Genomic DNA, 19,576 nt, shown 5'->3' on the forward strand with positions numbered 1-19,576 from the left:
CGGCCAGTCTGGAGGTAATCCGAACTCCAGCGACTATAGGAGGCGAAATGAGTATCAAGATCACGACCGGAAGCCGGGAACAAATATCAACGTTCATTGGCCTGCCCGTGACCCCGTTCGACACCCAGGCAGCAGCGAACGCCGCACTCATGCCAGACCCGTCGCAGATCGTGGGAGATGTTTTCGGCACCGACCTGAGCGTTTGGGAAGCAATGCTCCGAATCGACGCGGACAAATGCCTCATGAACGCCCACTACCTTGCCTGCCGTGCGATCAATGACCGGGAGATGAACATCTTCTGCGAGGGTGGCTGGCACCGCAGTGTAGCCCTAGGGGAGAAAATCAAACACCTGCTGGAAGCCGACGGGTACGAAGTGCAGATCACCCACCTAGGAGACACCGCTAATGGCGTGGCGTAGAAGCAAGCAGCGGTCAAAAGCGGCCCTCCGTCTCCATAACGGGATGCGGGCCGTGTCTGTGGGTGTGTGGGCCATGGGGGAACAAGCCAAAGAAGTAGCTACCACCATGCAGGATGTAGCCGCGATATTCCGAGAGTCCGAGGACGCACTAAAGGAGGCGGACAATGGCTAATGGAATAGCTACAGAGCCGGAGCGCTGGGTAGTAGTCAAGAAGCAGAATTGCTGGGTATCAGCCCGAATCGTCACCATCAAGCTAGGCGGGTCTTTCGCGTGGGAGCGCATGGACACTCACGGAACGTTTAAGTCCGCCATTGAACGTGCCGCCGACCAAGCCATACGCGACTACTACGGAGATTGGTGTGAGAAGGATGAAGACGGATGGTATGTGCTTGCCGACTGTGCATACCCTGATTTAAGAACGGAACTCCGCGGAATCCGTAAAGACCCGTTCACACCTTTCGATGATGACCGGGTTTTAGAGGAAGTTCGCCAGCGTGCCTTTGATGTGCGCGCAACCCGTGACCGGATAGCAAGAAAGGGCCAAAAATGACCACTCTTGCTGAAATGACCCCGGAGCAGCGGGCTGAATGCGTAGGCATGTGGTGCGACGTGAAGCACTACACCGGCACAGTACTGGGAATTATCGACCGAATCCTAGTCAACGAGGGAGACGGCAGCGTAGATGTGATTGAGCCGTACACAGGACAACGCGGGGACCGCAAACTCCCTGGCAGATACTTTGACGAAGTTACCCCGCGTTTTGATCTTCCTCGCGCGTGGACACCAGACGGCCAGCCAGCACCGATGGAGCTGGAAACGTCACGTCACCGAATGGGAGAAAGCATCACTCGTTACTTGACTCAATTGCAGGACCGTGGCAGCGCCGTGTATGTGCTCGCTAACGGTGAAACTCAGCCCTACCAATACACGATTTTCAGGATCTGCAAGGGAGGCGTAGTGCCCGAGAGTAGGCACATCCTTCTGGACAACGCACTAGCCCATCTAAAGCAACTCATGGAGCAACAATGACTGACATCGACAAAGCAGCAAAAGAGATCACGCTAGAAACCTTAGACGGCGGAGCAATCGGCAACGACGAAGGCAACTACTGGGTGTACCTCAAAAACGGCCAAGCAGAAATAAATGGACCCTCCCCTGACGGTAAAACCATCCCAATCATTACGTTTGGCTCCCTAGATGATCTGAAGGAAGCCGCAGCAAAGCTCACCGCTCTCGCGATCTACTGGGAGGCCCAAAAATGAGGAATTTTATCATCGCCCCGCATGTGTACTCCACGGTTGGACACATGCGCCTAGACGCACACGACCGCGAAGAAGCTATTGAGGCGCCGACATTCAATGCAGCCGTCTGATGGCGTCGGGATCTGCCAGCGGACAGAGCATCGAGGGAACAGGAATCATCCCTCGCTCTGGGATAGCCGCAGACCAATGGAGCCAGCTGAAGATCTCGCGGAAAGACATCGTCAGGCAAGGATCCTATGCCACAGGTGCCCACTACTTGATATCTGCGAGCAAGCACTAGCCGACCTAGAGAAAGCGGGCGAGAGAGTCGATGGGATCATGGCCGGACGGTACAGCGACATCAAAGAAGCCGGCAGTAGCAACTCCCCCTGGCAATCGCATTGCTCAGGATGCGGCAAAAAACTCCGCCCACAAATCCAATCAAAAGACCGCCGTCGAATAGCAAAGAAAGGAATCCAACATGTAGGAGAAGGACTCTGCCAACGCTGCTATCCACTATTTTCCCGTCAAGCACTCAAAACCGCTTGACCGCCCATAAGGACAAACGATGCAACCACTCAAGCCTCACAGGGCTACAGCCTCACATCGAGGTAATCACTGATGCCGTGGCTTCGCTTGGGTGACAACATCACCACACATCCCCTAATGTTCCGACTCCTAGAAGTCTGCGACGGCAATACCAGCCTCAGAAATGAAGCCTGGGGAGCCTTAACCTTCGTCGCATCCATCAGCGCCGCACACCTCACCGACTACGTCGTCGCGCCGGGCATGGTGTGGATGGTGGCTCCAGGCCGGGCTGCAGAGCTGATCAAGATCTGGATTAAAGCGGGGCTTGCTGAGGAGATTAAGGTCGATGACCGCCCCATGATCAGAATCATCGAGCACGAGGAGCTGCTGCACATGCGGACCAAGGAGGAGGTCACGATTGATCGCCTTCGAAAGTCGGACGGCAGAAAGCCTGAGCTAATGATTCCGGTACGTGTACGCGACGGCGATCAGTGTCGGTTCTGCGGGAAGACCGTGAAGTGGGGGGACCAAAAGTCCAACCGTGGCGCGACAATCGACAGCCTCACGGGGCATGTCGATTCGACTGTGGAAACTCTCGTGGTCGCGTGCCGTGAGTGCAACACCAAGCGCGGCAACGGGATTGAGCTTGCCCTACGTCCAGTTCCAACAGATCAAGAGGTTTATTACTCAGACAAGACGATTACCTATATCAATGACTCGGATTGGGCTCGTGAAAACGGGATCACTGTCCGTCCAAGGCAGCTCCGCCTCGACCTTCCCACCGCAGCAGCCAATGCTGGCGACGCCACCGCAGCTCCGTTTGTAGAAGCCCCGACCGCATCCAGTGGTTCGGAGGCTCCAAGCGATGTAGCGCGAGCAGATGCCAGCAGTAGTGCAGCGCGAGGATCAGACAACGTCGCAGACGCACCCGATTGGGTGACGGCTCCAATGTCAGAGGTCTTGGGAAGCAACAACTCTGCACCAGCCACCGCAGCTCCGTTTGTAGAAGCCCCGACCGCATCCAGTGGTTCGGAGGCTCCAAGCGATGTAGCGCGAGCAGTGAGCAGCGTTGAAGCTTCTCAAGCCAGGCCAGCGCAAGACAACGCCACTCAGGCAGTTAATAAGCCACCAGGCGGGGAGCAGCTTAAGGCGAGCAGCGGCCAAGGTAATCACATCAGTCACATTGAGCCGGAATTGAGCCGCGATCCGAATCAACGAGGTGACGGATCCAGATTCGTCGGGTCGGGACGGGACGGGTCAGGTCGGGCAGGTCCTGGCCTGGACGGTTCGGTATCTGCTCGTGCTCGGAGGCGTAGGCGTGGTCGTCGTGGGAAAGGATCTTAAGGGATGAATGATTCATGGAATTTGGGTAAGCATCTGCGTGATCTTGAGAGGTGCGGTCCTTTGCTGGATCAATTGTTGTTTCCTCGTCAGTCGTGTTCGGGTGAGTCGGCGGGTGTTGCTCCGAAGGGTGGGAAGTCTCGGCCACCGTTGCAGGTTGCGATGGTGGATCTTAAGTCGGAGACTGAGTCGCTGTTGTGTGGGTGGTCGGTGAAGCTGGCAGTTGTGTCTGCCGAGGTTTTGCCATTGCCGGAGGAGCGGTCGATTCGGGCGCGGGCTGCGTGGTTGCAGCGGCATCTGTTTCAGCTTGAGGCTATGCCGTGGTTGGATCTTGCTGCGTCGCAGTTGATTGCACAGGCACAGCTGGTGTCCGATGTGGTGGAGCCTCGTGGTGGTGAGGTTGATCCTGTGGAGGTTGGTAGTCCTGAGTCAGTGGCGTCGTGGGCGTGCCATTTGGGCGTGCGGGTGTCGAAGCGCAGCGTGTATCGGTGGGCTCAGGCGGGTTTGATTTCGTCAGAGCTGTTACCTGATGGTCGGTTGGTAGTGCGGCTGTCTGAGGTATTGGAAAAGGCAGGTCAAGGTAGGTTCTTCAATATTGGCACAGCGATGTTATAGAATGATCGTCAGAAAGAGTTAGGCCTTGGGTATCCGATGGGTGCTCGGGGCCTTTCGTCTTGCTTGGGTGGAGGTGACCGTGGTGGCGAGAGCGCGGCAGATCTGTTGCGAGTCTGGATGTCCCGAGCTCGCGGCCTATCGTGGTCGGTGCAGTGGACATGCTGCACAGTATGAGCGTGAGCAACGTTCGAGTGTGCCAACGAAGGTAGACCTTGGGTCAACTCGTGATCGGCGTGCTGCTGCGGTAGCTGAGCATCGAAAGCTGTATGGGGATTGGTGCCCCGGATACAAGCGGCCTCCGCACCCTTCTGAAGATCTCACTGCCCAGCATTGGAACGCGCTCGCCACTGGCGGATCATCGGATCAGGAGCTTGGTGTGCTGTGTCGGAGTTGCAACTCTCGACACGGTGCCGAGGTTCGCAATCGGCTTCACAAATGACCTGGTCGAATACTGGGGTGGGGGAGGGGTCCTAGCGCGATTTTGCGCCCAGCCGTGGGGGAGGTGGCAAAAAGGTGTGCAGGGTTCAAAAAGTGCCCGTGACCTGCTGTTTTTTGAACTATGTAGCGTAACGCAAGGGGCTAGAGTTGCCCATGAGAGGTGGTGAAAATGGCTAGTGGTGGTGCTCGAAATCGCTCAGGACCGTCGCCGGATCTGGGATCGAAGCGTTCAGATGCGCGTGGACTGGCAGATGTTTACCGAAAGCTCCCGAAGGAGGGATACACCGGCAAGGTGCCGCCGTGGCCATTCCCCAAGGGCGATACTCGGGAGCGGGCGCTCTGGCGCAAGGTCTGGAGATTTCCTCAAGCGGTTGCCTGGATCGAAGAGGAGTGGCGCTGGCTGCAGATCGCACATTACGTGCGGTGGTCGGTCAAGGCTGAGGCTCGGGACGCTTCTCCCTCGACTATGACGCAAGTGCTGCGCTTGGCAGATGCCATCGGGCTGACCCCAGCGGGCCTGCGTGAAAACGGCTGGATCATCCAAGCTGGTGAACCCGAGACGGAGGAGGCAGCGAAGTCGACGCAATCCACGCCTGCCCGAACTCGTCGGCTTCGCGCAGTAGATGGCAGTTAATGACTGGATCGTAGACTTCCCGACGCTGGGAGACCTCTGGGATGCATGGGTGCAGGCGCACTGTCGAGTCCCTGATGGATTCGACCGAGGTGAGCCGTTTATGTGGTCGGATTGGCAGTTCTGGATTTCGGCCAAGCATGGTCAAATTCGAAAGGGTATTAAGTGGGCGGGGAAGCCGCTTAAATCCGATGCTTTCCAATACCGCCGTACCCAGGCAATTGCTCCACAGAAGACAGGCAAAGGACCATGGTCAGCGTCAATGACTGCACTGCTTGCTGTCGGACCATCAGAGTTTGACGGTTTCGCCAAGGAAGGTGAGCAGTACCGATGCTCCGAGTGGGGATGCAGCTGCGGCTTTATTCACGACTACTTACCAGGAGAGCCCAAGGGACGTAGGCATCCGTCGCCGTTGATTCAGCTCACTGCAGTCTCTCAAGATCAGGTGCACACCAATATTTTTGATCCGCTGACATCAATGATCAGCCTTGGTCCGCTCAAGCACCTCATGGTTGACCGTGGGGAATTCGTCCGGATCTACGGCAACGTTGGCGGCGAAAAATCGGACCGCATCGACGTCGTGACGTCGTCGGCCAGGTCTCGCCTCGGCAACCCGATTAGTGCAGCGATTCAAGACGAGGTCGGCCTGTGGACGAAGAGCAATGGCATGAAAGATGTCGCAGAGACTCAGCGTCGTGGCCTGGCCGGCATGGGTGGTCGAGCAATCGAAACCACTAACGCCTATGACTCATCACTCAACTCTGTCGCTCAGCAGACGCATGAATCGCCGGTCGAGGACATCTTCCGGTTTTATATCCCGCCGCCAGCGGGACTGGCATGGTCAAACCTCGAAGATCGTCGAAAGATCCTCGAAGCGGTATATCGCGGCTCTCCATGGGTCTCAATAGATGCAGTCATGGCAGAAGCTGCCGAACTGTCAATCAAGGATCCGGAGCAGGCCGAGCGCTTTTTCGGAAACAAGATCACTTACTCATCTGGTGCCTGGATGAGACGCGAGCGATGGGAGGCAGCATTTGCACTGGCTCCCCAATCCGCCAGCAGGTGAATCCATTTGCTTAGGTTTCGACGGCTCCGAGAACAACGACTGGACCGCGATTAAAGCCGAGTCGCGCGCCGGGATGATCTTCACACCGCGATACGGCCCCGATCGGCGACCCACTATCTGGAATCCTGCCGAGTGGGGCGGAAAAGTTCCCCGTGATGAGGTCCGTGTAGCGGTCAGCGAGATCTTTGAAAGCTGGAAGGTCGAGCGCATGTACTGCGACCCGCAAGACTGGCGATCTGAAATCGGAGACTGGGCACTCGAACATGGCGAAGAACACGTCTTTGAGTGGCCAACAAACCAGTACAAGCGCATGTACGCGGCCCTTTCCCGTTTCGACATTGATCTTTCGACTGGTCGTATCACCCACGATGGGTGCCCACTGACAGCGACGGCAGTCGCCAATGCCAAAAAAATAGCTAAGCCAGGGCAAACCTACATCCTCGGAAAGCCCACCGACCACCAAAAAATTGACCCGGCTATGGCGATGGTCCTCGCCCACGAAGCAGCGATGGACGCACGCGCCAAGGGCTGGGACATCGAAGAAGACAACTCAGTAATCGTTCTCGGACGTCGCAGGAGGTGACCAATGGTAGCGAAAGACGATCAAGCAACCATCGAGAAGCTATTCCGTGACATCCAACGCAACAAGCGCGCGGACAAGATCAACGAATCCTACTACCGCGGACTGCAGGATATCGGCAACCTCGGCATCTCCGTACCACCAGACGTGCAGCCCTTCGCTTTTCCCCTCAACTGGTGCCGAACGTACGTCGATGTCATGACCGAGCGCCAGGACGTGCGTATGATCTTGCGCGCCGGGGAAAACTCTGAGGATTCGGATCTGCGCCAGGACTGGGCTGCGAACAACTTGGATACCGAACAGGTCAAATTCAACCGGGATATGGCCGTGCTTGGGCGTGCTTGTCTATCGGTGGCGTCGAATCCGGACGGAGAAATCCCGAGGATCCGGGTCGAATCACCGAAGAATCTTGCTGTCGAGATTGACACCCTGACGCAAGAGACCACGGGAGCGCTCCGAATCTGGCGCAACAAGACAGGGCTCGCGGAACACATGACCCTCTACCGGCCTGATTACACCTTGCTGCTCTCCAAAAAGCGCGGCAAGTGGGAAGAAAAGAAGGTCGTTGAGCATGGACTTGGCCGCGTGCCGGTGATCATGCAATTCAATCGCTTGATGTCCGGTGACGAGTACACCGGAGAAACCCAGATGGCTGACCTCAAGCCACTCGTCAACATGGCCGGCCGCGTGATGTTGCAGCTGCAGCTCGCGATGGAGACCGTGGCCACGCCGCAAAAGGTCGGCATCGGCATGACTAAGAAAGACTTCCAGGATGAGAACGGCAACCTGGTAGAGGACGTGTGGGAGACCTATCTCGGCGCCGTGTGGCTACTGTCCAATCCGAAGGCTGAAGTTAAGCAGCTCCCGGGGGCTGAGCTCAAGGGCTTCCATGACACGATCAAGATGCTCGCCGAGCAAGCTTCTACAGTGACCGGACTGCCTGTCCGAATGATGGGGCAGAATACGGCAAACCCTGCCGCCGAGGGATCCATCCGCGCTGATGAGTCACGCCTGGTAAAGCAAGTCGAAAGGCTCAACAGTCAGGCAGGCGTTGCCTTTGCCTGGGCTCTCGGCATCTCCGAACGCCTCCGTACCCGCGAATGGCCAGACGGCCAGATCCAGATCGTCTGGCACAATCCAGGCACACCGACCGAGGCACAGCGCGCCGACGCCATCAATAAGCTCTCCGGAGGAAAAGCAATCTACTCGCGCCGGGGAGCGATGCAGGAGCTTGGCTGGAGCCAGGAGCGCATCGATCAGGAAATTTCTTGGCTCGAGGAGGAGGAAGGTGGACTCAGCATCGACCGCTTGGGTCGTGAGGTGACGATGTGACCACCATGATGTCAGCTCAGCTCGCTTCCATGCCTCGCTCTGCAATTGATGCTGCGAATGCGCGAGCAAAGATCATCCACCGCACGCTCGCGCTCCTAGAGCGAATCTGGGGCCCCCGCAAGCCCCAGGATCCCGCGCAATGGATGGAGAAAAACGGACAGCTGTTTGAATTCGTCCTAGCGCAGGCACAGGCAGAGCTCGTAGCCATCGCTGCGATGACCGTCGATATTCAGCTTGCCGAGCAGGGATACCGAGGGCCCATCGATCGACATGTTGACCCGGCTGGATTCGTCGGTGCTGCAGGCGACGGTCGTCCCATCATGGGTCTGGCCTACGCCGCCAATCTCAGAGTGTCCACAGGAATTGAGGCCGCAGAGCCGAAAGCCCTCGCCCCGCTATGGCAAGCTGCGTGGACAACGCTCGCGATCTCGACGCAGACCGCATTGTCTGACACATCCCGGGTAGCCAAGACGGTGCACATGGCAGCCAGGCCAAAAACAGCTTGGATCCGCATGGCCACGCCACCCTGTTGTGCTCGATGCGCGATCCTCGCAGGAAAGACAGGATCCAGCCCCCGAATGGGTTTCGACCGACACCCTGGATGCGACTGCGATGCTGTGCCAATCGCCAGATACGACGAGCGACGTGGAGACCCCAAGCTCAAAGCCCAGGTTTTCGACGTCAAAGAGTACTTCGACTCACTGCCGCCAGAGGATCAGAACAAGATCTTCACCAAAGCAGGCGCCAAAGCAATTCGAGACGGCGCTGACCCTGCACAAGTTGTCAACGCGCGCCGGGGTATGTCGATCGCGGCGGATCGTTTCGGTGTTGAGACGACAACCACGTTGGAAGGAACGACGAATCGGGGCTGGGCGAGCGACTATCTTCGCCGATCGTATGGGCGACAGATGGCCAAATCTCCAGGGGATCGGTACATGCGGACTGTGCGTCCGAGGCTGATGCCTGAGGAGATCTACCGTATGGCAGGTGACGATGCTGACATGGCGCTGAACCTGCTGCACAAGAACGGATTTCTCACAGACGCTTCTCCGGATCTCTCCGGAAAGTGGTCGTGGGCTATCCGTGACAAAGACATTCTTGCGGCACAAGACCGCACATTCCAAAGACTCGTGAGGAGCTAGAAGATGCACAAAGGACTTAAGAAGAATTGGCTGCTTCGTGCAGTAGAGGCAGGTGACGGCGCAGCTATCACTGGTGGCTCTCCCACTCCCTCTGCCGATCAACGCACTGGCGACCAGAAGATTGCTGGCACCGAAGAAAATCAGTCCAACAAGGACACCAACGATGATTCAACTGACGAGGAGGCCTCGGATGAAGAGGATGAGGATCCCAAGGCGCGAGGATCCAAGCAGTCAGTCCTGCAAGATCTAGCGCGCGAGCGGGATAAGCGCCAGGCACTCGAAGCAAAACTCGCTGAGTATGAGCGCGAGAAAATGACCGAGGCTCAAAAGGTCCAGGATGACCTGAACAAGGCTCGTGAGCGCATTGCCGCGTTTGAAAAGAGTGAGGCTGAGCGCAAGCTCAATGACCTGAAAGTCAAGGCACTGACTGCTGCTGGTCTCCCCGCCGAGATGGCGGGCCGCATTACCGGCGCAACGCTCGAAGAACTCACCGCAGATGCCAAGTCGCTGAAAGAAGCGCTTGGCCCTGACAAGAGCGTGGAAGACCTGTCTCAAGGCAAAGGCCAGGCGGGGAAAACCAATTACCGCAATCTCGCGGAAGCGACCCGAGCGAAGCTCGGAGTCAAGTAAAAACGAACCGAAAGGATTAGCCCATGGCAATCACTCTGGCTGATGCCAAGCTCAATACCCAGGATGACTATGATGCGGCCGTCATCGACGAGTTCCGCAAGTCATCCGCACTTCTCGATAGCCTGGTCTTTGACACCGCAGTAAATCCTGCCGGTGGAGGAGCAACGCTGTCGTATTCCTACCGCCGTCTGGCGACTCAGCGCACGGCGTCGTTCCGTCAGCTGAATACTGAGTACACTCCAGCTCACGTCACCACGACAAAGCACACCGTGGACCTCGCTGTTCTCGGTGGCTCCTACACGATCGACCGCGTTTTAGCTCACCTCGGCTCTGCGACTTCTGATGAGATCGCACTGCAGACCGGCCAGCTCATCAAGGCATCGAACGCAAAGTTCTGTGACGCGGTAGTCAACGGCGATATCGCTGTTGACGCTAACGGCTTTGATGGCCTGTATAAGGCTCTCCTCGGAGCAAGCACCGAGGACTCCACTGCCCGCGACTGGTCTGCATTCACCGACGCTAATGGCGCAATGAAGGTCCTCGATGACCTGGACGAACTCCAGGCTCTCCTCGACGGTCCAGCGACCTTCCTCATCGGCAACAAGGCAGCTCTAGCAAAAACACGAGCAGCTGCGCGCCGGGCCAACATGTACGTCCAGGCTCCAGTCGAAGGCCTGATCGGATCGAATGGTCACGAGGTTACTCGTGAACAGATCGGCAACCTGATTCTCGTCGACGCAGGTGCAAAGGACGGAACTAACGATCCAGTGATTCCGATCTCCGAGACTGGCACGACGTCTCTGTACGCGGTCCGTGTGGGCATGGATGGTTTCCACGGCGTCACCACGACCACTGGCGAGATGATGAAGGTCTGGCTCCCAGACTTCGAAACCGCCGGTGCCGTCAAGAAGGGCGAGGTCGAAATGGGCCCAATCGCCCCGGTTCTCAAGGCAACCAAGGCAGCCGCTGTGCTGCGGAATGTGAAGGTGCGCTAATTATGATCGTCAAGAGCCCGAACACTGAATTCAGTGGCACCGTAGGCAAGGATACTTTCGTTGCCGGCATCTGCGAAAAACCGACTGAAATGGAGTATTACCGCACTGCTGGATACGTCATCGAAGAAGACCAAGCTGCCGACGAGGACACCACAGCGGAATCGGATGATCAGGGAATTGAGCCGCCCCAAGATCAACCACCCGTGCGTCCGCCACGCTCTGCGAAGAAGTCTCTCCTTGAGTTGTATGCCACGATCGTCGGCGTCGACGTCGAGGGCATGACTGCAGACCAGATCAATCATGCTCTGGACGAGCACGAGGCTGCAGCTACTGACGCTGAATAAGGAGGTGCGTCATGGCCGTCTGGCTAACATCGCCCCCTAATGAAATCTGGGAAAATGCCGATTCAGTGCTGATCGGGAAGATCACCCGCTGGATCGACCAGGCCGAGCGCCTGATTGCTTCCAGATTCCCTGACACCAAGTCTCGAACCGATGAAAGCAAGCTAGATCCGCTCCTTGTCGGTGACATTGTCGAGGCAATGGTAGATCGCGCCGTATCGCGGTTTCAGCGCTCCGGAATGTCGAAGCTGGCATATCCCGAAGTGCAGATGGAATGGGATGACTCTGGCGGCGCCGGAGAAGGATCCTGGATCTATTTGACCCTTGACGAGGTAATGGCGCTCTCGCCTTCACAGGCGACGGGCGCCTTCTCTATCCGCCGTCCAGTTAAAGACCAGGTAATGCCATGGTGAGCGCAGCGATTCTTTTCGAGCCTGGGTGGATCCACTGCCCAGCCGGTGTGACGAACGAAGACGATCCCATCACCGGGGAACCAAAACCAGTTCCTAGGCAGCAGTTGCCCGGCAGCGGCCTTGTGCAGCAACCTCACTGGTCAGCGTTTGAGGAGATCACTCCGACGTCCGTTAAAGACGGCCGCATTCTGCTCTATCGCCCCGAGACGGGAATTGAAGAGTATGAGGTCGCTTCTAATGACGAATTCATTTCCCCCAATGGCCGGGTCTGGCAAGCAACCTCCGAGGGAATGCCACGAGGTATCCCTCGACAGCCACCCGAGTATCTAGCAATCCAAGTTCGACGAGCAAAGGAGAAAGACCATGTCGAAGAAAGAACCTAATTCCCCCGCGGAGATCACCTACGCAGCTCCCGATGACGACGGCAACATCGTGTTCTGCGCCGTGGGATCCAAAGCCCATAAGGACCTGCTCAAGAAGGTCGAGTCGAAGAAGGATAACGATGCCGGCAAAACTGACGATCTACCACGACCGACTGCCAAGAGAAGTGCGCCAGCAAAGTCTGCAGAGCAGAGCTGAGCTAGCCCACCAAATCGCAGAAGCCGCCCGAGCCAACGCACCCGTCCTGACAGGTGAGTACGCCAGCGGCATCGGCGTCGAAATCTCCGGAACTCAAGTCAGCGTCGTCGACAACGACGAGACCGCGATCCACAAGGAATACGGAACCTCCGATACCCCTGCCCACGCCGCGCTCACATCCGCCGCGATGGCCTTCGGGCGCTACTCCGGGATGCGACCGAGGCGGCGGCGATGAGGAAACCGCTCCCGTACATTGCCGGAGAAATCCGCTCCTACCTCCAAAACAGCAAAGAATTCACCGATCTCCTCCACGGCGGGAAAATCTCCACTCGCCTTGTCCCAGATGATCTCCAGCGCCCACATGTCCTCGTCGCGACAACAGGACATGTAGGAGCAGACCCGATGGCGCGACGCCTCGTGGTCCAGGTCACCCCATGGGTACCCGGTACCGAGGTCTCGCACCTGGACGAAGATCCCGACGTTACGGCATGGAACCTAGCTGCGATGGCAGGTGAAATTCTCGGCCGCGCCAAGAACGTCACGATCGATGCCCACACCGCGTGGAACGCCACATGGATCGACGGGCCCGTCCAACTCTTCGACCTCAAACGCGGCGCAGACAAGCCGCTCTTTTACGCGCCAGTGCGCTTCCAAATCCACGTGCGCCACCGCGCACAAATCTCTTAGAAAGGACCGCGATGTCAACCGCGAATCCAGAACTCGCCTACCTGTGGCTCACCGGCGATGCCTTCCGAGGCCTAGCCGGAATGAAGATGCCCGAAGACCCATTCGCCAAAACCCTCGACGGCATGAAGCACTACGGCGGTATCGAAGCCGGCTTCGCGCAGTCAGCCACCCAGAAAATCGATAAGAAAAAGGTCTGGAACTTCGAAGCCCCATACAAAGTCGCCCGCGACCCGCTCGAAGAAGGCATGAAGTTCCGCGCCGTCGACAACACCGAAGCCACCGCACTCACCCGAGCACAAGGCGGAACAATCTCCAAAAACGCCGCCGGATTCTACATCCTGGAAAAGGGAATCGGTGAAGAATTCTCGTTCCTCGCCCGCTTCGAAGACGGCGACGACCAAGGCGCCATCTGGTGTGAACGGGTAACTCTCGGAAACCCAGCCAGCCGAGCACAAATCGACGGACAAAACATCGACGGATGGGAATTCGACCTCGTCTTCCTCACCAAGCCAAAGGAAATCCTGCCAGCACTCCCAGACGGCATGACGGACCCAACGGCTCCACCAACCGGAGTCTAATCGCGCCGGGCCCACATCATCGCGGACCGGTGTGGGCCCTTTATCTTTCACGACGCCTCCAGTCGAGGTCCGCCATTTGTTCTACTAAATTCAATAGAAAGGTCCGCAATGACTTCTCAACCAATCAACATTCTCGAGACCGCCCTTGCAGTTAGTGGCGGCGAGTCGCAGATCATCACTCTTGAGGGAAGCGATATCTCGATTCGGAAGAATTTCACGGGCGCTGAGGTGCACGAACTCCTCTACTGGGTCAATGCGGTCACTGATAGTGGTGAGCCGATGACTCTTGCTGAGCAGATGCATGGAATGTACTCGCTGCTCTCTGATAGCGAGCCTGATGTGGTGAAGAGCTACGTCGAGCATCTCCTCGAATTCCGAGTGGGTGAAATCCGCCATATCAACTCCGCGACCCTAAAAATCGCAGGATTGGTCGATGACGAAGGAAATTTCCGGTTTGGTGTGTAGTCTTCACCAGCCTTGAAAGCTTCCAGCACGCGCTGGTCGGTTTCAGGCGCGACTACCACCTCGATTTCCGTGACGCGCTTGCCTCTATGTGGCATGTCGATCTCGGGATCCTGATCGATAATCTTCGGCCTTTGTGGGGCTGGCACGAAGAAAACATCGCCAAGTTGGTCGACCGCCTTGATTACTGGCTCAATTCCGAGTATTCGAGCTGGAATACGGATCCCGATGATCCAGAACTAAAGGCAGAGCAAGCGCGCCGCAAAAAGCTCGGAATCAAGCCCCCACCACTACCGCTCCTGCAGCCCGTCGCTGCCAGGCCACAGGCTCTCCAAGACGCGATGTATTTGGCATACAAACTCGCGCGGCAGGAAGCAGAAGCACCAGTGAAGAAGAAGCCCACTTTCCGTGAAGTGATGGCAATGAGACACAGCTAGCACAGGAGGTTCCCCATGGCCGGTGGCAAGATTGACATTCTCGTCGAGCCTGACGTTAAGGGCTTTGGCCCTAAACTCGAAAGCGGATTGTCTGGTGCCATTGGCATCGCCGGAAAAATCGGCGCGGGTCTCGGTGTTGCTATGGGCGGCGCCGAGATTTTCAAGGGCATCACTGCTGCTGGCATGGACTTCCAAACTCAGATGAACACCTTGTCTGGCGTTACTCAGGCTACCGGTGCGCAGCTTGACCAGGTGTCAGCCAAGGCACGTGAGCTTGGTAACGACAACAACCTGACTGCGACGAGTGCGTCTGATGCTGCTGCTGCTATGACGGAGTTGGCTAAGGGTGGTTTTACTGTCGAGCAGTCGATGGACGCTGCCAAGGGAACCTTGCAGCTGGCGGCTGCTGCTCAGATTGATGCTGCATCAGCAGCGACTATTCAGTCACAGGCGCTTCAAGCGTATAACCTCGGAGCTGGTGAAGCTGCGAGAGTTTCTGATCTGCTTGCTGGCGGTGCTAACGCATCCTCCGCTGAGATCAACGGTGTGGCGCAGGCCCTGCAGCAGTCAGGTGCCGTCGCAAACCAATTCGGTGTGAGCATAGACGACACGGTCACATCCGTGGCGATGCTCGCCAATGCAGGCATTCAGGGCAGCGACGCAGGAACACTGCTCAAGTCTTCAATGCTCGCGCTCACGGATACAAGCAAGCCTGCCCAAGGGGCGATCAAAGACCTTGGGCTGACCGTATACGATGCCCAGGGCAAGTTTGTAGGTATGCGGTCGCTCATGGAGCAGCTGCAGACTGCATCAGAGTCGATGACCGAGGAACAGTACCAAGCCGCGACTGCCACACTTTTCGGTAGCGATGCCATGCGTCTTGCAGGTGTCGCAGCAGTACAGGGCGGGGAGGGGTTCGACAAATTAAAAGAGGCTGTCACCCGTCAGGGGCAGGCCGCAAAACTGAGTGAGGAAAACAACAAAGGACTGCCTGGCGCTCTCGGACGCTTAGAAAACGCCGCCGAAGCAGCAGCGCTCGGAGTTTATCGAGCTATTGATGACAGCTTGATCAAGGGTGCGGATTTAGGCGCTAAGTCTCTAGAAAAGCTTGGGAGTTCAGCTGCAAAAGGTGCTGAGGTCGCTGTGCGTGAGATTGGCGAGATCGGGAAGGCACTGCAGCCCGCAGCATCTGCCACTCTTGATTTCGCCAAGGGACATGAGGAACTGGCTCAGGCCGCAGGAATGGCTGCTGCTGGCCTGGCACTGAGTGCATGGATTGATTTCCCAGGACGTGCTTCAAAGGGGACCAGCGCCGTCAGAAATTTTGGCGAAGCTATGCAGGTCCAACAGTCCCTGGCAAAAGCCAATGGCGCTGAAATCGGTCGAATGGGCTCGGCTCTCGCAGTCCTAGAATCCCGATCTCCAGCCTTCCAGACAATTGCTACGGCAGCTCGCCAGTCCAGTAGCGGTTTGATGGCAGCATCTGCTGCTCATAAGGAGGCTGCTACAGCATGGAAAATCCATGCGCTGACAGCCACAACATCGTCGCAGGCGATCGGATTTGCGACTAAATCGGCAACGAATTCGGTAGTCGCTGGATCTGCACGAATGGCAGGAGCTCTTAAAGGCGGTGTAGCTGGAGGCTTTGCTGGGCTAAAGCTTGGCGCGTCTGGACTTATGAGCGCTCTGGGTGGACCATGGGCTCTTGCTTTGACGGGCGCAACGATGGCAGTGGGTTCTGCTGTAGCTGGCATGCAAGCGATGAATGCGGTTTTGGCGGAGTCTAAAAACTTGTCGCATGCTTCAACCGATGCTTATCGAAACATGTTTGATGTACTGGCTTCGGGTGGAGCGGCGATTGACTCTGCTGAAAAATCTGTTGAAAGTCTGCGGCAGTCAATTTCGAGCATCACCAGCCAGGATCTTGGTTGGTTTCAGCGCGGGAAGTTGGCAGCTGGAGACTTCTTCGAATCGCTGGGAGGAACGTCAACAGACGAACGCAAAGGTGAGTTGCAGATCCGGCAGCTCGCTGATGATGCCAAAGCTGCCGATGGGGTCTTGCGTGATCTGGGATTAACTAACCGGGATCTTGCTTCGACGGCTATCGGGGCGGAAGAAGCTTATGGTGCATTGCGTGAGCAGCTTATGGCTCAAGGGCGCGGTGGCGAGTTCTTGGTGAGCAAGCTTGATGGCATGCGTGAAAGCATGTTGGCTGCTCAAGAGTCTTTTGAACGCATCGGGCCATCGGGGGCAAAAGCTGCACATGCAATTGAAGAAGTTGGTGAGCAAGCCGGGGATGCTGCTAGTCGCACCGACAAGCTACGCACCGCTTTCATGGAGCTGGCCGGCATTAACATCACCGCCGAGCAGGCTGCAGCTGAACTGACCAAAACACTGGCTAACGTCAGTGAGAACCTGGATGAGGTGGCAGGGGCATCGCTAACCGCCGAGGGCGGTATTGACGTCACCGCTAAGAGCGGCGTTGCCCTGCACGAAGCTCTTAACGAAATCGGCAGTGCGATGCAGCGCAGCGTAGCGTCCGGTGAGAACGCGAATGCAGTTTTCGCTAGGTCCAGTGATGAGCTGGAAGCTATGCGCCAGGCCGCGGGCATCGGCACGGAAGAGTGGCAGAAGCTACTCGAGCAGATGCAGATGACACCTGAAAAGATGTCAATCATCGCGGATGTTGAAACGGACGCTGCACAGGCTGAGCTTGCCCAAGTCGGTGCGTGGGCGGAGACGTTTGAGGGCACACCGATCACGAAGAACCTCATCGTCAAGAGCGAGGAAGCCCAGGAACAGCTGAGGTCTTTCGGCTTTGATGTGGAGACGATTAACCGGGAAACCGGTGAAGTCAAGCTCACGATGAAGGATGAGGAAGCCCGCGACAAGCTGGATTGGTGGATGCACACTGGCATGCCGGAGACTGACGGCAGCGTCGCTGAGATGGAAATCCTCATGGACACCACTCAGCTCGATGGGTCAGCTGAGCATGCCAAGGGCATTATCGACGCCCTGGATATCGAGAAGCCGTCGCCCCAAGCGAAGCTCATCATTGATGAGGTCCTTAAGGGCAAGGACATTGCGGTCGGTGAACTGGCAGCGCTCACTGCTGAGTCAGCGATCCCAAAGGCTGACCTTGATAAAGCGCTGTTTGATGCTGGGATCAATCTCTCTGAGGATCAGCTAAATCTGCTGAGCAGCATGCTGGCCAAGCCGACGGCAGACGTGAATAACGAGCCGCTCAAAGCCGGTGTGCGTGATTCTCAATCACATCTTGACTCTCTCAAAGACAAGACGGTCACGATCCGCATTCAGGAGTGGAAAGAGTACTACAGCAGCGGTAGGGCAACAGATTCCGGTGGTACTGCTGTCGGCCAGCAGTATGCCAGCGGTGGTAAGTCGAAGCCACACAATGGCTATCGTCTGCCAGGCACTGGGCCGGGCACTGGACAGACTGACGGTTTTCTTGGCGTGGATGCCAGCGGCATGCCGTTGGCGCGCTTGGACGCGAATGAGTGGGTCATTAATGGCCGTAGCTCACAGAAGTATGATCGCGAGCTCGCAGCTATCAATGCTGGTGTATTCCCAAAGCTGCAGGGATATAAAGATGGTGGTCGCGTCGCTTCACCTGATGAGTTGCTGCGTTTCTTCCGAGGCGAAGACGTTAACGGGCAGCGCGCAGCGCGGTCACTTGAGATGGCGGAATACGTCTTCTCTGGCAGCAACTGGGGTGATTGTTCGAGTACCCAGGGACAGGGAGCACTGTTCGCAGCAGGTCTACCAGCCACCAATGGTCGTTACATGGCCACCATGGATGAGGATCAGAAGCTTGCCGGCATCGGATTCCTGCCGGGTCTTGGCAGTGGCCCTCGTCTCGCGATCGGCTGGTTCAACGGCGGAGAGTGGGGCGGTCATACCTCCGGCACTATCCATTTTGAGGACGGCTCACGGGTCAACGTCGAGATGGGTGGCGGACGAGGCAACGGCCAGATCGGTGGAGGCGCGGCTGGAGCTGACCATAGCCAGTACACAAATCAGCGCCATCTCCCGCTCGCAGCAGGTGCTGGATCTGGAATATCTGATGCCGACTATTACGACGCTGATTCCGCCTCGGCGTACACGCCTAGTGCCAGGTCGAGTCCTGGCACCACCTCGAAGTCGAATGCTCCGACGTCCTGGTCTCAGGTCGCGGGGATTGCTGCGAGTGAGTTTGCTAGTGGCCAGGTCAAGGACATTCTTGGAGTCTTCGGGATTCCTGACACACCGCCTGCGCTAGCCGCGTATGCGCAGTACCAGGATGCGCAGGGAGGAGATGCTGCAGGCGTAGGCGGGCAGGTCAACAAGGTCGATGATGCGAAGATCATGGAGCTTGAGACAAAGCTGGCGAACGCCGAATCCGAGCTTGAGATCAAACAGATGAAGGTCAATGAGCTGACCGAAAAGTCAAGCCCGTCTTCTCGTGCATCGGCGGAGCTGGCTGTCACCAAGCAGCAGCAGGAGATTGACAAGCTCAAGCGTCAAATCGAAGCGGAGAGAGGAGGTCAGACCTACAAGGTCAACAAGGACGGCACCCTCGGATCCAAGGTGAAAGAGCAGATCGTGGATCCGCAGACAGGCCAGGGCAAGCGAGAAGCCAGCCCTGCCGATATGGCGGCGGTGTACGGCGAAATGACGCGAGCTGTAGTCGGTGATCGCCCCGGCGTGCAGCCACCCGCTGTAGTCGGGGACATTTTCGAGCAGATTAAAAAGCGACTCGGCATCAATGTCATGGCCATGGCCAGCGGAGGCATGCTCTCGGCGTCGCAAGCAACAGCAGTCCCGCCTGGAGCCTTCCGCCTGATTGGGGATCGCCTGGACAAGGATGAATTCTTCTTGCCTGACGATGATTCCTCGCTCGGTGTAGGTGCTGAGTGGGCGCGCCGACGTGGCTACCAGCTCACCAGAATCGGCCAAGCCTCACAGCAATCCTCGACAGCCGGTACCACCGCACAACAAACTCAGATCGCCGGCAGTCGCACCACCACCTACAACCTGCACGGCCCCGACAGTCGGGACCTGCTCCGCCAGCTCGAAGCACGTGAACTGGCGGCAACAATGAAGCACCTGGGAGGGTAGCA

Annotated in this window: 24 protein-coding genes; all 24 read left to right on the plus strand. The window is 57.3% G+C overall.

Annotated elements, in window-relative coordinates; all coding sequences use genetic code 11:
* Positions 1 to 47 precede the first annotated feature (47 nt).
* The 24 genes from WG936_RS05390 to WG936_RS05505 all read left to right on the plus strand — a co-directional run bounded on the left by WG936_RS05390 (position 48) and on the right by WG936_RS05505 (position 19,574).
* Positions 48 to 419 (plus strand): RapZ C-terminal domain-containing protein, encoded by a 372-nt coding sequence (locus WG936_RS05390; protein WP_339572322.1) that lies wholly within the window; start codon positions 48 to 50, stop codon positions 417 to 419.
* Positions 406 to 591 (plus strand): hypothetical protein, encoded by a 186-nt coding sequence (locus WG936_RS05395; protein ID WP_339572323.1) that lies wholly within the window; start codon positions 406 to 408, stop codon positions 589 to 591. Before WG936_RS05390 ends, WG936_RS05395 begins: the two co-directional genes overlap by 14 nt.
* Positions 584 to 970 (plus strand): hypothetical protein, encoded by a 387-nt coding sequence (locus tag WG936_RS05400; RefSeq protein WP_339572324.1) that lies wholly within the window; start codon positions 584 to 586, stop codon positions 968 to 970. The genes WG936_RS05395 and WG936_RS05400 overlap by 8 nt, the downstream gene beginning before the upstream one ends.
* Complete coding sequence (locus tag WG936_RS05405; RefSeq protein WP_339572325.1) at positions 967 to 1,449, plus strand: hypothetical protein; 483 nt, start codon at positions 967 to 969, stop codon at positions 1,447 to 1,449. The genes WG936_RS05400 and WG936_RS05405 overlap by 4 nt, the downstream gene beginning before the upstream one ends.
* Complete coding sequence (locus WG936_RS05410; protein ID WP_339572326.1) at positions 1,446 to 1,682, plus strand: hypothetical protein; 237 nt, start codon at positions 1,446 to 1,448, stop codon at positions 1,680 to 1,682. Before WG936_RS05405 ends, WG936_RS05410 begins: the two co-directional genes overlap by 4 nt.
* A gap of 645 nt (positions 1,683 to 2,327) precedes the next feature.
* Positions 2,328 to 3,533, plus strand: a complete 1,206-nt coding sequence (locus WG936_RS05415; RefSeq protein WP_339572327.1) for an HNH endonuclease — start codon at positions 2,328 to 2,330, stop codon at positions 3,531 to 3,533.
* Positions 3,534 to 3,536: 3 nt separating this feature from the next.
* Positions 3,537 to 4,145, plus strand: a complete 609-nt coding sequence (locus WG936_RS05420; protein WP_339572328.1) for a hypothetical protein — start codon at positions 3,537 to 3,539, stop codon at positions 4,143 to 4,145.
* 607 nt (positions 4,146 to 4,752) lie between these two features.
* Positions 4,753 to 5,217: a hypothetical protein gene (locus WG936_RS05425; RefSeq protein WP_339572329.1), complete on the plus strand. Its 465-nt coding sequence runs from the start codon at positions 4,753 to 4,755 to the stop codon at positions 5,215 to 5,217.
* Positions 5,207 to 6,280, plus strand: a complete 1,074-nt coding sequence (locus WG936_RS05430; RefSeq protein ID WP_339572330.1) for a terminase — start codon at positions 5,207 to 5,209, stop codon at positions 6,278 to 6,280. Before WG936_RS05425 ends, WG936_RS05430 begins: the two co-directional genes overlap by 11 nt.
* Positions 6,249 to 6,863, plus strand: coding sequence for a terminase TerL endonuclease subunit (locus WG936_RS05435; RefSeq protein WP_339572331.1), 615 nt, complete (start codon positions 6,249 to 6,251; stop codon positions 6,861 to 6,863). Before WG936_RS05430 ends, WG936_RS05435 begins: the two co-directional genes overlap by 32 nt.
* 3 nt (positions 6,864 to 6,866) lie before the next feature.
* The gene (locus WG936_RS05440) at positions 6,867 to 8,192 is read left to right on the plus strand and encodes a phage portal protein (RefSeq protein WP_339572332.1); all 1,326 of its coding nucleotides are present in this window, start codon (positions 6,867 to 6,869) and stop codon (positions 8,190 to 8,192) included.
* On the plus strand, positions 8,189 to 9,334 hold the full coding sequence (locus WG936_RS05445; protein ID WP_339572333.1) for a hypothetical protein: 1,146 nt from the start codon (positions 8,189 to 8,191) through the stop codon (positions 9,332 to 9,334). Before WG936_RS05440 ends, WG936_RS05445 begins: the two co-directional genes overlap by 4 nt.
* Positions 9,335 to 9,337: 3 nt before the next feature.
* Positions 9,338 to 9,964: a hypothetical protein gene (locus tag WG936_RS05450; protein ID WP_339572334.1), complete on the plus strand. Its 627-nt coding sequence runs from the start codon at positions 9,338 to 9,340 to the stop codon at positions 9,962 to 9,964.
* Between the two features lie 23 nt (positions 9,965 to 9,987).
* Positions 9,988 to 10,959, plus strand: coding sequence for a major capsid protein (locus WG936_RS05455; protein ID WP_339572335.1), 972 nt, complete (start codon positions 9,988 to 9,990; stop codon positions 10,957 to 10,959).
* A 2-nt stretch (positions 10,960 to 10,961) separates the two neighbouring features.
* A complete protein-coding gene (locus WG936_RS05460) occupies positions 10,962 to 11,303 on the plus strand; it encodes a hypothetical protein (protein WP_339572336.1) in 342 nt (113 codons plus the stop codon).
* An 11-nt stretch (positions 11,304 to 11,314) separates the two neighbouring features.
* Positions 11,315 to 11,713 carry a hypothetical protein gene (locus tag WG936_RS05465; protein WP_339572337.1) on the plus strand — a complete coding sequence of 133 codons (399 nt, stop codon included), beginning with the start codon at positions 11,315 to 11,317 and terminating at the stop codon, positions 11,711 to 11,713.
* Positions 11,707 to 12,096, plus strand: coding sequence for a hypothetical protein (locus WG936_RS05470; protein WP_339572338.1), 390 nt, complete (start codon positions 11,707 to 11,709; stop codon positions 12,094 to 12,096). Before WG936_RS05465 ends, WG936_RS05470 begins: the two co-directional genes overlap by 7 nt.
* Positions 12,077 to 12,292, plus strand: a complete 216-nt coding sequence (locus WG936_RS05475) for a hypothetical protein (protein ID WP_339572339.1) — start codon at positions 12,077 to 12,079, stop codon at positions 12,290 to 12,292. Before WG936_RS05470 ends, WG936_RS05475 begins: the two co-directional genes overlap by 20 nt.
* Positions 12,261 to 12,527, plus strand: a complete 267-nt coding sequence (locus WG936_RS05480; protein WP_339572340.1) for a hypothetical protein — start codon at positions 12,261 to 12,263, stop codon at positions 12,525 to 12,527. Before WG936_RS05475 ends, WG936_RS05480 begins: the two co-directional genes overlap by 32 nt.
* Complete coding sequence (locus WG936_RS05485) at positions 12,524 to 12,979, plus strand: hypothetical protein (RefSeq protein ID WP_339572341.1); 456 nt, start codon at positions 12,524 to 12,526, stop codon at positions 12,977 to 12,979. Before WG936_RS05480 ends, WG936_RS05485 begins: the two co-directional genes overlap by 4 nt.
* Positions 12,980 to 12,990: 11 nt before the next feature.
* Entirely contained in the window at positions 12,991 to 13,557 is a 567-nt protein-coding gene (locus tag WG936_RS05490) for a hypothetical protein (protein ID WP_339572342.1), read from the plus strand.
* 108 nt (positions 13,558 to 13,665) lie between these two features.
* Entirely contained in the window at positions 13,666 to 14,022 is a 357-nt protein-coding gene (locus WG936_RS05495) for a hypothetical protein (protein WP_339572343.1), read from the plus strand.
* Between the two features lie 131 nt (positions 14,023 to 14,153).
* Positions 14,154 to 14,456: a hypothetical protein gene (locus tag WG936_RS05500; RefSeq protein WP_339572344.1), complete on the plus strand. Its 303-nt coding sequence runs from the start codon at positions 14,154 to 14,156 to the stop codon at positions 14,454 to 14,456.
* A 15-nt stretch (positions 14,457 to 14,471) separates the two neighbouring features.
* The gene (locus tag WG936_RS05505; protein ID WP_339572345.1) at positions 14,472 to 19,574 is read left to right on the plus strand and encodes a phage tail tape measure protein; all 5,103 of its coding nucleotides are present in this window, start codon (positions 14,472 to 14,474) and stop codon (positions 19,572 to 19,574) included.
* Positions 19,575 to 19,576: the final 2 nt, after the last annotated feature.

The sequence above is a fragment of the Corynebacterium sp. H127 genome (assembly GCF_037482665.1).
Lineage (GTDB): Bacteria > Actinomycetota > Actinomycetes > Mycobacteriales > Mycobacteriaceae > Corynebacterium.

Bases quoted from the DNA above. Each gene is read 5' to 3' on its own strand.
- WG936_RS05470 (WP_339572338.1), top strand. From the start codon at position 11,707: ATGGTGAGCGCAGCGATTCTTTTCGAGCCTGGGTGGATCCACTGCCCA.
- WG936_RS05400 (WP_339572324.1), top strand. From the start codon at position 584: ATGGCTAATGGAATAGCTACAGAGCCGGAGCGCTGGGTAGTAGTCAAG.
- WG936_RS05490 (WP_339572342.1), top strand. From the start codon at position 12,991: ATGTCAACCGCGAATCCAGAACTCGCCTACCTGTGGCTCACCGGCGAT.
- WG936_RS05395 (WP_339572323.1), top strand. From the start codon at position 406: ATGGCGTGGCGTAGAAGCAAGCAGCGGTCAAAAGCGGCCCTCCGTCTC.
- WG936_RS05455 (WP_339572335.1), top strand. From the start codon at position 9,988: ATGGCAATCACTCTGGCTGATGCCAAGCTCAATACCCAGGATGACTAT.
- WG936_RS05410 (WP_339572326.1), top strand. From the start codon at position 1,446: ATGACTGACATCGACAAAGCAGCAAAAGAGATCACGCTAGAAACCTTA.
- WG936_RS05465 (WP_339572337.1), top strand. From the start codon at position 11,315: ATGGCCGTCTGGCTAACATCGCCCCCTAATGAAATCTGGGAAAATGCC.
- WG936_RS05495 (WP_339572343.1), top strand. From the start codon at position 13,666: ATGACTTCTCAACCAATCAACATTCTCGAGACCGCCCTTGCAGTTAGT.
- WG936_RS05460 (WP_339572336.1), top strand. From the start codon at position 10,962: ATGATCGTCAAGAGCCCGAACACTGAATTCAGTGGCACCGTAGGCAAG.
- WG936_RS05430 (WP_339572330.1), top strand. From the start codon at position 5,207: ATGGCAGTTAATGACTGGATCGTAGACTTCCCGACGCTGGGAGACCTC.
- WG936_RS05505 (WP_339572345.1), top strand. From the start codon at position 14,472: ATGGCCGGTGGCAAGATTGACATTCTCGTCGAGCCTGACGTTAAGGGC.
- WG936_RS05390 (WP_339572322.1), top strand. From the start codon at position 48: ATGAGTATCAAGATCACGACCGGAAGCCGGGAACAAATATCAACGTTC.
- WG936_RS05450 (WP_339572334.1), top strand. From the start codon at position 9,338: ATGCACAAAGGACTTAAGAAGAATTGGCTGCTTCGTGCAGTAGAGGCA.
- WG936_RS05405 (WP_339572325.1), top strand. From the start codon at position 967: ATGACCACTCTTGCTGAAATGACCCCGGAGCAGCGGGCTGAATGCGTA.
- WG936_RS05425 (WP_339572329.1), top strand. From the start codon at position 4,753: ATGGCTAGTGGTGGTGCTCGAAATCGCTCAGGACCGTCGCCGGATCTG.
- WG936_RS05440 (WP_339572332.1), top strand. From the start codon at position 6,867: ATGGTAGCGAAAGACGATCAAGCAACCATCGAGAAGCTATTCCGTGAC.
- WG936_RS05415 (WP_339572327.1), top strand. From the start codon at position 2,328: ATGTTCCGACTCCTAGAAGTCTGCGACGGCAATACCAGCCTCAGAAAT.
- WG936_RS05485 (WP_339572341.1), top strand. From the start codon at position 12,524: ATGAGGAAACCGCTCCCGTACATTGCCGGAGAAATCCGCTCCTACCTC.
- WG936_RS05420 (WP_339572328.1), top strand. From the start codon at position 3,537: ATGAATGATTCATGGAATTTGGGTAAGCATCTGCGTGATCTTGAGAGG.
- WG936_RS05475 (WP_339572339.1), top strand. From the start codon at position 12,077: ATGTCGAAGAAAGAACCTAATTCCCCCGCGGAGATCACCTACGCAGCT.